The following is a 13465-nucleotide window of genomic DNA, read 5'->3' as shown; positions in this document are numbered from 1 at the left end:
GACTCTCCGTGTGACCCGATGGGTACTTCCCTGCCAGAGCGGCGCTTGCTAGCCACTTCAGGCGGAACTATGTCGATGATCTCTTGACGATTTTTGACGTCAATATTCCGTCTATAACTTTTTGGAATTGCCTAACTGCCAAACTATTGACCTTATACATGCCATCCTAAACAATCGGCAATGTAATGTCACATTGATATTTGTACCTTAGCCAAGCGTTTCCTTAGGACAAATGTCTTACATCATCTAAAGGGTGTTAAGCCGTCAGCTCCAGCACTTTTTCATACACCTCAACACCCGTAAATCATGCGGCGAGACTGTCCTCCTTCGGCAATGTCAGCATTACTGGCGTCAATATCCAGATCACTGTCAAATGCCCGGACACTGATTGCCGAATAAGCACAAACCTTGCCGGAATGCGGCCAGGCAGAGGTCGATAACCAGCATGACCCGGGAGCGCTTGCTCGCTCGAGGCACACCAGGCTTTCAACGCTGCGCAAGCCACAAGCAGCGATTTGTCGCAAATCAAAGACATGGCGTACGAGTGCGCAAATACTGGCCTCCCTATCATGGGAAATCGCTTGCGAATATTGAATGCAAGAAAGCAAAGGATCTGCTTTCTATAGATGAATTTTGACTAACAAGCCACGGATATGCGCCAACAAACCAGCGCCTGTTTACTGACAATGACTAAGCTGGAACCCACAGCCCTTGCTTCCCTTGGCTGAGTGGCAGGCTATGCTGCAACAAGCCGGATGATGGCTGGATCAAAAATGAAACAATCATTGCCCCGCTAAGTCTGGTGAAAATGAAGCACGTAGAATTGTTTACTCAACACCGATTCAAGGCGAACATTGGCCAGCTGCTCAAGCACCGGGGCGTGATAACCCTAATCAGCACAGCTTTGCCGTACCAATAGAGAGCCAGGGTGAGCCGACCCGACCTTAACGACGGCACACCCACCCCACCCACCACAAGGATGAAGAGAGCGCCGCGTGGAATCCGAAGTCAGTCGAGTCCAACTCAGCCACGATCCACGCAGTCAGCATGACGATCCCCTGCTGGATAGTCTGCTGAGCCTGTGTGTCCTGCACCAGAAGCCCGCCAGCCGGGTCATGCTGACAACAGGCCTACCGCTACCCGCCCAGCGCCTGAGCCCTGAACTGCTGCCCCGCGCTGCAGCCCGGGCAGGCCTGCAGGGGCGCCTGCTTCAGCGAAAGCTGGAGCAGATCCCAAGTATCGCCATGCCGGCCATGCTGCTGCTCAAGGAGGGCCGCAGCGCCGTCCTGCTCGGCTGGGAGAACGATGACACCGCGCGCCTGCTACTCAGCGAGAGCGACGGTGGCGAGGTGCACGTCAGCCGCGAAGCACTGCTAAGCGACTACAGCGGCCGCGTGTTCTTCGCGCAGCCGCAGCACAAGTTCGATGTCAACCACGGCAACCTCATCCCACGCGCGAAGTCGTGGTTCCGCGACACCCTGCTGCGCAGCAAGTGGTTGTATATCGACGCTATCGCCGCCAGCCTGGTGATCAACCTGATCGCCTTGGCCGCGCCGCTGTTCGTGATGAACGTGTATGACCGGGTGGTGCCAAACCAGGCCACCTCGACGCTCTGGGTACTGGCCATCGGTATCGCCGGCGCGTACATCTTCGACCTGATCCTCAAAGGCCTTCGCGGCCTGTGCCTGGACCTGGCAGGCAAGAAGACCGACCTGATCATCTCGGCAACGCTGTTTGAACGTATCGTCGGCATGTCGATGAAGTACCGGCCGGCGCGGGTCGGCAGCTTTGCCCAGAACATTCACGAGTTCCAGGGCCTGCGCGACTTCCTCGCCTCGCTGACCCTGACCAGCCTGATCGACCTGCCCTTTACCATCCTGATTTTGATCGTCATCGCCATCATTGGCGGGCACCTGGTGTGGATACCGATCATCGCTTTCCCGCTGGCTCTGGGCATCGGCTACGCCCTGCAGCGGCCACTGATGGCGACCATGGAGCGGACCATGGCTTTGGCATCAGAGCGCCAGTCCAGCCTGATCGAAACCCTGGCGGGTCTGGATGCGGTAAAGGTCAACAACGCCGAAAGCGAACGCCAGTATATGTGGGAGCAAACCCTCGGCACCCTGAGCCGGCTGGAACTGCGCGTGAAAGTGCTGTCGAGCCTGGCGATGAACATCACCCTGCTGATCCAGCAACTGGCAGGCGTGGCAATGATCTGCGTCGGCGTGTACCTGATCATCGACGGCAACCTGAGCATGGGCGGCCTGGTGGCTTGCTACATGCTCAGCGGCCGCGCCCTCGGCCCGTTGGGCCAACTCAACGGCCTGCTCGCCCGCTACCAGCAAGCCAAGGTGACCATGGTCTCCACCGACCACATGATGGATCTACCCCAAGAGCGCAACTTCGAAGAGCGCCCGCTGAGCCGCAAGGTGCTACAGGGCAGCGTCGAGTTCCGCGGTGTCGACTTCACTTATCCGAACCAGCAGAACCTGGCCCTGAAGAATATCAACCTGACCATCCGCCCTGGCGAGAAGGTCGGCATCATCGGTCGCAGCGGCTCGGGCAAGAGCTCGCTGGCCAAGCTCATTGTCGGCCTGTACGAGGCCGATGGTGGCTCGCTGCTGGTCGATGGCGTCGACATTCGCCAGATCGATGTCAGCGAACTGCGCCACAACATCGGCTACGTCCCACAGGACATCCAGCTGCTGGCCGGCACCTTGCGTGACAACCTGGTCAGCGGCGCCCGCTACATTGAGGACGAATTGATCCTGCAGGCCGCTGAATTGGCGGGCGTACATGAATTCGCCCGGCTGCACCCCGACGGCTACGAGCTGCAAGTGGGTGAACGCGGGCAGAACCTGTCCGGCGGCCAGCGGCAGAACGTCGCCTTGGGCCGTGCGCTGCTTCTCAACCCGCAGATCCTGCTGCTGGACGAGCCGACCAGCGCCATGGACAACACCGGTGAAGAACGCCTCAAGCAGCGCCTGCAGGCGGTGGTGGAGGGCAAGACGGTACTGCTGGTCACGCACCGTGCCTCGTTGCTGTCACTGGTAGACCGGCTGATCGTGATCGATCGCGGGCAGATTGTCGCCGACGGCCCGAAAGCCGCGGTCATGGATGCACTGAAGAAGGGGCAGATCAGTGTTGCATAAGCTGGATATGGGGCAGTTCAAGGACGGCCTGCGGCGCTATTTCAAAGGCAGCGACTCGCTTGGCGGCCAGCCGCTGCCCGAGGTAAACAAAGCCCTGATCGAAGATGCACCGCGGGTGGTGCGGCTGACCATCTGGGGCGTGATCCTGTTCTTCGTATTCTTGATTGTATGGGCCAGCGTTGCGCCCATCGACGAAGTTACGCGGGGTGAAGGCAAGGCCATTCCCTCTTCCAAGGTACAGAAGATCCAGAACCTGGAGGGCGGCATCGTCGCCGAAATCTTCGCCAAGGAGGGGCAGATCGTCGAAGTGGGCCAGCCATTGCTGCGCCTGGATGAAACCCGCTTCGCCTCCAACGTTGGTGAAACCGAGGCTGACCGCCTGGCCATGGCCCTGCGGGTCGAACGTTTGAGTGCCGAGGTACAGGACAGCCCGCTGATAATCGACGAAAAGCTGCGTAAAGCCGCGCCAAACCAGGCGGCCAGTGAGGAGTCGCTGTACCAGAGCCGGCGCCAGCAACTGCAGGACGAAATTGGCGGCCTGCAACAGCAGTTGGTCCAACGCCAGCAGGAACTGCGCGAATACAGCTCCAAGCGCACCCAGTACGCCAACAGCCTTGAGCTGCTGCGCAAGGAAATCAGTATGTCCGAACCGCTGGTGGCAACCGGCGCGATTTCCCAGGTTGAAGTGCTGCGCCTGCGCCGTGCTGAAGTGGAAAACCGCGGTCAGCTGGACTCCACTGCGCTGGCGATCCCGCGCGCAGAGGCGGCCATCCGCGAGGTGCAAAGCAAGATCGAAGAGACGCGTGGCAAGTTCCGAAGTGAAGCGCTGACCCAGCTGAACGAGGCACGCACCGAACTGAACAAGGCTACCGCCACCAGCAAGGCGCTGGACGACCGGGTGCACCGCACACTTGTCACTTCGCCAGTACGCGGTATCGTCAAGCAACTGCTAGTGAACACCATTGGCGGGGTAATCCAGCCAGGCAGCGATATCATCGAAGTCGTGCCACTGGACGACACGCTGGTCATCGAGGCAAAGATCCTGCCCAAAGACATCGCCTTCCTGCACCCTGGCCAGGAAGCGACGGTCAAGTTCACCGCGTATGACTACACCATCTACGGTGGGCTCAAGGCCAAGCTAGAGCAGATTGGCGCCGACACCATTACCGATGAAGACAAGAAGACTACGTATTACCTGATCAAGCTGCGCACTGATCGCAGCCACCTGGGGACTGATGAGAAGCCACTGCTGATCATTCCGGGGATGGTGGCGACGGTGGACATCATGACAGGCAAGAAAACCATCATGAGCTACCTGCTCAAGCCGATCATGAAGGCGCGCTCGGAAGCGCTGCGCGAGCGGTGATAGCCGACCTGCTGGTTTCGCCATTGCTGTAGGAGCGGCCTCGTGTCGCGACAGGGCTGTACAAGCAGCCCTGCACATCGCTACGTGAACCTGGGGCCGCTATGCGGCCCTTTTGCGGCTCTAGGCTGTTCCTACAGCGGCGCGCGAGAGGCCATTCAGCGCCAAGGCGCAGGCTCACCCACCAGTTGCCCCTGAATCCCGCCTACTCCCATCTCCAGCAACACCAACCGCTCCCCTTCCGTCTCGACTCGCTCAGCAATCAGCGGCAGGTCGATGCTATGCGCCGCACGCTGGATCGCTTCGATGAACAGCCGCTTGTGCTGCTCATGATCGATGTTGCGGATGTAACTGCCGTCAATCTTCAGGTACGCCAGGCCCAAGTGCGCCAGGTTGCCAATCATGCTGAAGCGCCCACCGAAGCGTTGCAAAGCCAACCCGAAACCTAGCCCATGCAGGCGCCGGGTGAGTTGCTCCAATGCTGCCTGCTCAGGCAACTGCTCCTCGCCAATTTCAAAAACCAGCCGCGGGCCGAGCGCCGCATTCTGGCCCAGCAGCTCGAAAATGCGTTGAAGGGCCTTGGGGTCGGCCAGGGTGGCGGCGGACAGGTTCAACGCCAGCACCTGGTCATGCCCTCGCAGGTGCGCCAACACTTTCTCCAGCACCAGCACATCCAGCCGCGGCATCCAGCCGAAGCGTTCCAGCCAAGGCAGGAAGCGGCCCGCCGGCAAGGCCTCGCCCTGGCCATCGCGCAAACGCGAAATAACTTTGTGGTGCAGTACCCGTTGCGAGGACGCGCACTCCATCACTGGCTGGAAGAACAACTCGAAATGCCCATTGATAAACGCCTGGTCGAGCCGTTCGTGCCAGGCATGCTGGCTATCTGCGGCAACCGCAGCAACACCTTGCTCAAGGCATACCCAGCCCGGCGTTGGCTGGTTCTCAGCGCGGGCCAGAGCCTCGTCGGCGAGCTTCAGCAATGCCTGTGGTGAATCACCAGGGCTGAATGGTGCCAGGCCTATACAAGCCACCGGGTCTATATCACTGGCCCCCGTTTCGTGCAGGCTCTGCAACGTTGCCTCCAGGGCCTGGGCAAGGTGTACGGCCTCCTCATGCACCATGCCCGGTGCCAGCACTGCAAATTCACCGCCGCGGCTGCGGGAAATGAGGTCGTTGGTTTCCGGGTAGCTGGCACAAGTACGACGCAGCTGTTCACCTACCGCTTGCAGCAACTGGTCGGTACGCTGGCCGCCAAGGCGGGCGTTCAGGCCAGCCAGGCCCTGAACCCGCAGCAACAGCAGGTAGCCGGCGCGCGCGTCTTCCAGGTTGCTTACCCGATTGTTCAGCTGCATTTCAAAATAGCGGCGGTTCGACAGCCCGGTCAGGCTGTCCTGGTAGGACTCCGCACGCAGCCGCTCACTGCGCTCGGCCTGCTCGGTGAACAGGGCTTTGAGTTTCTCGACCATCTGGTTCATCGCTTGCACTACGCGGCGTAGCTCCGGCGTGCGTGGCAACTCTGGCAGGCTGAGAAATTCGCGGCGAGCAATAGCGTGGGATTGCTCGACCATGTAGTCCAGCGGCCTCAACTGGCGACGCAACAGCAAAGCACCGAGCACGGCACTGGCCGCACCGCACAACAGCAACCAACCCAGGCTGCCCAAGGCACTTTGCCAAAGCTTGGCAATGGCGAACATCGGGTGGCTGATCACTTCAACGCGCGCGGCCTGCTGCCAGCCACGACTGACGATTGCATCGCCGCCGGCGGCCTCAAGGCCGATCAGGCGCACGAACCAAAGCGGCACACCGCCAGGGTCTGGCTCGGCATGACGCTCCACCAGCACGGCATTGGAACCCAGGTCGACGACCTTGATGCTTGCATAGTAACCACTGTCGAAAATCGAGCTGACCATCAGCTCGACCATCGCTGGGTCGTCGATATTCGGCGTCAGCGAAAGCGCCAGCGCGGTGGCCGCATCCTGGGCGTGCGAGCGCAGCTGGTTGACGTATTGGCTGCGCGAGCTTTCCAGGCTGACCATGAAACTGCCACTGAAGGCGACCACCAGGAACAGGCAAATGGCCAACAGCAATTGTTTGAACAGTGACATCTGTGCTCCTTCAGTAAACCGGCTCGGCCGGGAACCCTTCGGCCTGCATTTTCTTCAACAAATCCTGCCAGCGTGACAGCCGCTTGGTATCACCAACCTTCTTGTTCCCTGCGGCGCCCGTCAGCCACAACCCCTCGCCATTGAAGGCGTACACCGGCAGCAGGTCGGTACGCTGGCTTGCCGGCTTGATGGCATCCATCAGACTGTCCAGCACCAAAGGCTGGGCCTGTGGGCTTGAATAATAGGTCAGGACCATGTGTGCCCGGTTCTGCCGCAGCGCCTTGACGTAGGTGATGCGCAGTTTTTCGCTGGGGATTCCCATGCGCCGTAGACTGAAATATTTGGCGATGGCGTAATCCTCGCAGTCCCCTGCACCTTTGATCAGTGCCTGCACAGGTGTGGCCCAGTAGTCGACCTCATGCCACAGATCGATATCCTCGACATAACGCAATTGCTGGTTGAAGAAGCGGTTGACCACTTGCAACCGTTCAAGCTCGGTACCCTGCTTCTGCGTGGCCATCAGGCTCTGCCAGGCATCGATGCGCCCCTGCCCGGCACCTAGTGGGCCGTACAGAGCCTGCGACTTGCGGCTGATCTGGGAGAAATCCCAATCCGCGTGCAAGCCGCCCAGCAGAAGGCTGCCCAGCAGCGCGGCAAAGCCGACATATCGCACTACGGTTTTGAGCAACCAGGATATCGCCACTGCGAAGCCCTGTTCAGACCAGTCGAAAGCAGCGATGGTGGGGCTTGCCACCGCAAAAGACAATGGCACCCTGCAATCACGCACCCGGCTGTCAGCCCGCCTATACTTTCTGCTTACATCTTTCTATAGGCAGCTTCCTTTGACGTGCGACTTCCTCCACCATAGCCGCGCTTTTGGGGCGCCCGTACCAGTGTGGGTGCAGGTTTGACACCCTCACAAGCTGTTACTAGTGTCATTGGATCCAATATAGTCATCGTTGAGGCAGGCGTCGCGTGGCCAAGAAAATCAAATTGAGCAATGTGCTGGCCAGCGAGCAGTTGTTGCCGCATCAGGCCCGTGCCGTGATCGAAGAACGCCTGCGCAGCGCCATTCTCGATGGGCGCTTGCCCCCTGGTACTGCGGTTCGCCAACAAGAGCTCGCCACCTTGTACGGCGTTAGCCGCATGCCCGTGCGCGAAGCCCTGCGCCAGCTCGAAGCGCAGTCCCTGCTGAAGGTGGAGATGCATAAGGGCGCCGTCGTTGCACCGCTGATCGGCGAGGATGCAGTGGACACCTATGCCCTTCGCGTATTGCTCGAGAGCGAGGCGCTGCGCCAGTCTATCCCGCTGCTTGATGCCAGCGACATCGCCAGCGCCCGCGGGTATATCCAGCAACTGGAGAACGAGACCAGCCACACCGAAATTGGCCGCCTCAACCGCCTGCTCCACATGGCGCTGTACAGCAAGGCGCCGAACAAGAAACTACTGCGCCTTATCGAGAACGAACTGAACGAGGAAGAACGCTTCCTGCGTTTCCATCTTTCGTCCATGGGCCTGGGCAAGCTCACTCAGGACGATCACAACGCACTGGTAGATGCAGCCAGCGACAAGCTGGTGGACGAAGCGGTAGCGGTGCTGGAACGGCACCTCAATGGCGGGGCGCGGGTGATCCGCAATTACCTGGATACGCAATTGGGGCGTTAGCCCATTACCGGCTTTACGCGGTAATTGATGGGTTGCAAATTAATCTTGCTCCGCCAACAATGAGACTAATTATCATTAACGTCCATTGATGCCGGCGCCCTCCTCCATGCCCAGCAACGATTCCGTGCAAACGCTCTACAGTGACCACCACGGCTGGTTGCATACCTGGCTGCGTAGCAAGCTCGGCAACGCAGCCGATGCGGCTGACCTCGCCCAGGATACCTTCGTCCGCTTGCTACAGCGTCGTGAGCAATTGCAGCTGAATGCTCCCAGGGCCTTCCTGCGCACGGTAGCGCGTGGGTTGGTGATCGATCATTGGCGCCGCGAGGAACTGCACAGGGCCTACCTGGAGGCTTTGGCCCATGTGCCGGAAGCACTGGCCCCCTCAGTCGAGACCCGCGAGCTGCTGCTGGAATTGCTTGAGCGTATTGCACGCATGCTCGACGGCCTCAAACCCAAGGTCCGTCGCGCATTCCTGCTGGCTCAATGCGAGGGGCTGAAGCATCAGGCCATCGCCGAACAGATGGGGATCTCCGTGCGCACCGTTGAGCGCTACATCGCCGATGCGCTCTATCACTGCTACGTGCTGCGCTATGAAGACGACTGCTGAATCCATGACCGTCGCACGCCCTGATACAAAAACGGTCAGGCAGGCCATTCAGTGGATGCTGCGGCTGCGTGAAAGCGGGCACGATCCAGCTCTGCAACAACAGTGCGCGCATTGGCGCAGCAGCCACCACGAAAACGAACAGGCCTGGCAGCGTGTGGTTCACCTTCATCAGGACCTTGACCTGCGCGCTATTCCCGGTGCCGGGCTGGCATTGCAGACACTGGAAACCAGCCAGCAGCGCCTGCGCCGCCGACAGGCGCTGAAGCTGCTGGGCTGCGTTGTCATGGCAGGATCTGCGAGCTGGCTGGCCAAAGACCTCGATACTGTGAGTGCCTGGACGTCAGACTATGCCACCGGCACGGGCGAGCGACGCGTCTTCACCCTGCCCGATGGCTCACTGATGCAACTCAATACCTGCAGTGCCGTGGACCTGGCCTTCCATGATCAACAGCGTCTGGTCCGCTTGAAGCATGGGGAATTGATGATCAACTGCAACCCCCGGCATCCCCTGCTGGTACAAACCCGCGACGCGCTGCTGGAAGGCTTCGAAGGACGCTTTGTGGCCTATCAGGATAGCGACTGCACACGTGTCAGCGTCAGCCACGGCAAAGTGGCGATACACCGGCCTGGTATTGGCCAACTTCAGTGGATCGAAGGTGGCCAGAACTGGCGCCTGGATGCTCAAGGTGCGCACCGGCTCGCGCACATGGAGATGGATGCGATGGCCTGGACTGAAGGGTTGATCGTCACTCAGGACATGCGCCTCTCCAACTTCCTCGCGCAGGTCAGCCGCTATCGCCATGGTTACCTGGGCTGCAGCAATGAGATTGCCGACCTGCGCCTGTCTGGGGTGTTCCGCCTCGAAGACCCGGAACAACTGCTTCGGCTGCTACCGCAGACGTTGCCCGTAAGACTTCGTCGACGTACACGCTGGTGGGTGCATGTAGAGAGCATGACCTGATAAGGCGTTATCGATTTCTGGCGGGTTTTGAATCCAGGTCCGGCTAGGACAGTAAGCAACACTTTCTGCCCTCGACACTTTAACGGACCCTTCATGCCTACCAACCCGGTGTTAACCCACACTTTCAGCCCGAATGATATTCGTCCAGTCCTGCAATCAGCTCACTTGCGCCACGCCATCCGGGCTGTTCTGTTTGGTACCGCCCTGGGCCTGGCAACTGCTCCGCAACTTTCCGTAGCGGCCGACACAGCCGAAGTGAGCCATGACTATGCAATACCGGCTGGCCAACTGACCGATGTGCTCAACAAGATCGCTCGTCAGGCCGGCATCACCCTATCGAGCACGCCTCAGCTGACCGATGGCCTGCATTCCAACGGACTGCAGGGCCAGTACACTACCGATCAAGCGCTGCGCCAGTTGCTAAATGGCAGCGGACTGGAAGCCGTCAGCCAGGGGGGACGTAACTATGTGCTGCAGGCACAGCGTCAGAACGCCGCCCTGGCATTGCCAGACACCGACATCCGTAGTTTCTCCCTCGGCAACGCACTGGGCAGCATGGAGGGTTACAACGCCACGCACAGCCAGGTGGCGACCAAGACCAGCATGCCCTTGGTGGAGACATCCCAATCGGTCTCGGTAGTCACTCGCCAACAAATGGACGATCAGGGCTCTCAGACCGTTGCCCAGGCCATGCGCTACACGCCTGGAGTACTGACCAACCCGTACGGTGCCACTCATCGCTATGACTATGTAGCCATGCGCGGCTTCAACGACGGTTCGGTGGACAACATCTACCTCGATGGGCTCAAGTCAATGGGCGACAACGGCACCTACAGCACGATGCAGGTAGACCCATACTTTCTTGAGCGCATCGACATTCTCAAGGGACCGTCTTCGGTACTGTACGGGCGAAGCTCGCCGGGTGGCCTGGTAGCCCTGACCACCAAGAAGCCACTCTTTGCCCCTTACCATCAGGTTCAGGCCACGGTAGGTACTCAGGGCCAGCGTGGCGTGGGCTTCGACTTCAGTGGTCCTGTGGATGACGACAAACGCATTGCGTATCGCCTGACGGGTTTGGCGGATGCTTCCGACACTCAGTTCGACCACAACAAGGAAGAACGTTACGCCATCGCCCCTGCTATCAGTGTCGACTTCACCGAAGACACCTCACTCACGCTGCAGGCCTATTTGCAGCACGACCCTGACGGTGGGTACCACGGCGGTAACCCTGCTGATGGCATGCTGCACAAGCGCAACGGTTTGCGCCTGTCAGACCATTTCTTCGAAGGCGAGCCGAGCATCGACAACTACGAGCGCACGCAGCAATCCTTCAGCTACCAGTTTGAGCATCGCTTCAATGATGTGTTCACAGCGCGGCAGAACTTCCGTTATCAGGATTCTGACGTGTCGATGGACCAGGTGTACTCCGCCGGCTGGGCAGATGTTGACAGCAACATGTTAAATCGCGCCTATACCGGCGGCGACGAGCGTCTGCATTCGTACATCATTGATAACATGCTGCAGGCAGAATTCTTTACCGGGGCGGCCAAACACACCTTGCTACTGGGGGCTGACTACCAGCGGCGCAAAGCCGACGTGGCATGGCGCTATGGCACCGTCGGCCCACTGGATGCCGGCAATCCACAGTACGGCAATGGCAATCTTCAGGTACTGGGCGAGAACCGCTACCAGCGGCGCTTGCAACAAACGGGTGTGTACCTGCAGGATCTGGTGGAGCTGGACCAGTGGCGCTTTTCATTGGGGCTGCGCCAGGACTGGGTGAAGGTGTCCGAAGAGAACCGTGACAGCGACAGCAAGGTCAGTGATCAACGCTCCAGGTTCACCTCCCGGGCAGGGGTGCTCTACCTGTTCGAGAACGGCATTGCGCCCTACATCAGCTACTCGGAGTCGTTCAACCCGAACACCGTGTCCGACCAGCAAGGCCGGCCGCTGGCACCGACGGAGGGCACTCAGTGGGAAGCCGGCATCAAATATCAGCCACCAGGGAGCGACAACCTGTTCACCGCATCGGTGTTCCGCATCGAGCAGGAGAATTTGGCGTCTAAACAGCCTGACGAAGACTTCTATCGCCCCGTCGGTGAAGTCCGTTCGCAAGGGCTGGAGCTTGAGGCCCATGTACAGCTGACCGACAGCCTCAAACTGCTGAGTGGCTATACCTTCACCGATATCGAGTATTCGAAGTCAATGCCGAGCCTTGTCTCAGGCAACGTGGACAACAAGGGTAATTCGCCGACTCAGGCGCCGAAACAGATGCTCTCGCTGTGGGCCGACTATATCTTCCGCCAGGGGGCACTGGATGGCCTGCGGCTGGGCGGTGGGGTGCGGTATGTGGGGTACAGCTGGGTCGATGCGGAAAACAGCATGAAGGTGCCTTCCTACACCCTGTTCGACGCCTCGATCGGCTATGACCTGGGCAAGGTCGGCCTGACGGGTGTGGATGTGCGCTTGAACGCCAACAACCTTACCAATGAAAGCTACATCACCTCATGTGCCAGCCTGAACTACTGCTACATGGGTGAAGAGCGCAATGTGAGCGCCACGGTCAGCTATCAGTTCTAACCGATATTGAAACCCGTAAAAGACAAAGCCCCTGTCTGCATAGCAGACAGGGGCTTTGGGTTTGAATCTTGACGATGACCTACTCTCACATGGGGAAACCCCACACTACCATCGGCGATGCATCGTTTCACTGCTGAGTTCGGGATGGGATCAGGTGGTTCCAATGCTCTATGGTCGTCAAGAAATTCTGTGTGCTGGCTCGTCTCTCGGACGCGCCTGCGAATCTCTGTAGTTCCTACTTAAAGACAAAACCCCTACCTGCATGTGCAGATAGGGGTTTTGCGAAATGAATCTTGACGATGACCTACTCTCACATGGGGAAACCCCACACTACCATCGGCGATGCATCGTTTCACTACTGAGTTCGGGATGGGATCAGGTGGTTCCAATGCTCTATGGTCGTCAAGAAATTCTGTTGCCAGAATGTCCAGATGGACAGCCCAGCGAATCCGGATATGCGATATTTGTGGTCTTACGAATTTTCGGGTCTTTCGTCTTCACCACCGCAATCTGCGTCAGCAAATTGCTTGGGTGTTATATGGTCAAGCCTCACGGGCAATTAGTATTGGTTAGCTCAACGCCTCACAGCGCTTACACACCCAACCTATCAACGTCGTAGTCTTCGACGGCCCTTTAGGGGATTCAAGATCCCAGTGAGATCTCATCTTGAGGCAAGTTTCCCGCTTAGATGCTTTCAGCGGTTATCTCTTCCGAACATAGCTACCCGGCAATGCCACTGGCGTGACAACCGGAACACCAGAGGTTCGTCCACTCCGGTCCTCTCGTACTAGGAGCAGCCCCTCTCAAATCTCAAACGTCCACGGCAGATAGGGACCGAACTGTCTCACGACGTTCTAAACCCAGCTCGCGTACCACTTTAAATGGCGAACAGCCATACCCTTGGGACCGGCTTCAGCCCCAGGATGTGATGAGCCGACATCGAGGTGCCAAACACCGCCGTCGATATGAACTCTTGGGCGGTATCAGCCTGTTATCCCCGGAGTACCTTTTATCCGTTGAGCGATGGCC

The 13465-nt window shown here is 59.0% G+C and carries 8 protein-coding genes and 3 rRNA genes (1 of these 11 running past the window's edge); 6 read left to right on the top strand and 5 right to left on the bottom strand.

Going from position 1 to position 13465, the window contains the following annotated elements:
- Window positions 1–995 precede the first annotated feature (995 nt).
- Both LMH93_RS00990 and LMH93_RS00985 read left to right on the top strand, forming a co-directional pair.
- Complete coding sequence (locus LMH93_RS00990) at window positions 996–3152, top strand: type I secretion system permease/ATPase (RefSeq protein ID WP_003256004.1); 2157 nt, start codon at window positions 996–998, stop codon at window positions 3150–3152.
- Between the two features lie 7 nt (window positions 3153–3159).
- The gene (locus tag LMH93_RS00985) at window positions 3160–4518 is read left to right on the top strand and encodes an HlyD family type I secretion periplasmic adaptor subunit (RefSeq protein WP_014859068.1); all 1359 of its coding nucleotides are present in this window, start codon (window positions 3160–3162) and stop codon (window positions 4516–4518) included.
- Window positions 4519–4673: 155 nt separating this feature from the next.
- Here the strand turns inward: LMH93_RS00985 and lapD are convergent, their stop codons facing one another.
- Both lapD and lapG read right to left on the bottom strand, forming a co-directional pair.
- The gene (gene lapD / locus LMH93_RS00980; protein ID WP_003256007.1) at window positions 4674–6620 is read right to left on the bottom strand and encodes a cyclic di-GMP receptor LapD; all 1947 of its coding nucleotides are present in this window, start codon (window positions 6618–6620) and stop codon (window positions 4674–4676) included.
- Between the two features lie 10 nt (window positions 6621–6630).
- Window positions 6631–7392: a cysteine protease LapG gene (gene lapG, locus LMH93_RS00975; RefSeq protein ID WP_011953175.1), complete on the bottom strand. Its 762-nt coding sequence runs from the start codon at window positions 7390–7392 to the stop codon at window positions 6631–6633.
- Window positions 7393–7595: 203 nt separating this feature from the next.
- Here lapG and LMH93_RS00970 point away from each other — a divergent pair, with 203 nt between their 5' ends.
- The 4 genes from LMH93_RS00970 to LMH93_RS00955 all read left to right on the top strand — a co-directional run bounded on the left by LMH93_RS00970 (window position 7596) and on the right by LMH93_RS00955 (window position 12436).
- A complete protein-coding gene (locus LMH93_RS00970; RefSeq protein WP_003256010.1) occupies window positions 7596–8285 on the top strand; it encodes a GntR family transcriptional regulator in 690 nt (229 codons plus the stop codon).
- A 106-nt stretch (window positions 8286–8391) separates the two neighbouring features.
- On the top strand, window positions 8392–8895 hold the full coding sequence (locus LMH93_RS00965; protein WP_003256011.1) for a sigma-70 family RNA polymerase sigma factor: 504 nt from the start codon (window positions 8392–8394) through the stop codon (window positions 8893–8895).
- A 4-nt stretch (window positions 8896–8899) separates the two neighbouring features.
- The gene (locus LMH93_RS00960; protein WP_230064766.1) at window positions 8900–9856 is read left to right on the top strand and encodes a FecR family protein; all 957 of its coding nucleotides are present in this window, start codon (window positions 8900–8902) and stop codon (window positions 9854–9856) included.
- A 165-nt stretch (window positions 9857–10021) separates the two neighbouring features.
- A complete protein-coding gene (locus LMH93_RS00955) occupies window positions 10022–12436 on the top strand; it encodes a TonB-dependent siderophore receptor (protein WP_182375462.1) in 2415 nt (804 codons plus the stop codon).
- Between the two features lie 66 nt (window positions 12437–12502).
- Here the strand turns inward: LMH93_RS00955 and rrf (LMH93_RS00950) are convergent.
- The 3 genes from rrf (LMH93_RS00950) to LMH93_RS00940 form a co-directional block, all read right to left on the bottom strand.
- Window positions 12503–12618 (bottom strand): 5S ribosomal RNA (rrf, locus tag LMH93_RS00950).
- Between the two features lie 109 nt (window positions 12619–12727).
- A 5S ribosomal RNA gene (gene rrf / locus LMH93_RS00945) occupies window positions 12728–12843 on the bottom strand.
- Window positions 12844–12974: 131 nt separating this feature from the next.
- Window positions 12975–13465 (bottom strand): 23S ribosomal RNA (locus LMH93_RS00940) (it continues 2402 nt past the right edge of the window).

This window comes from Pseudomonas sp. CIP-10 (assembly GCF_020911845.1).
Taxonomy (GTDB): Bacteria; Pseudomonadota; Gammaproteobacteria; order Pseudomonadales; family Pseudomonadaceae; genus Aquipseudomonas; species Aquipseudomonas alloputida.
The sequence above is the reverse complement of the archived record's forward strand: the minus strand, read 5'-3'. Positions and strand labels throughout refer to the sequence as shown.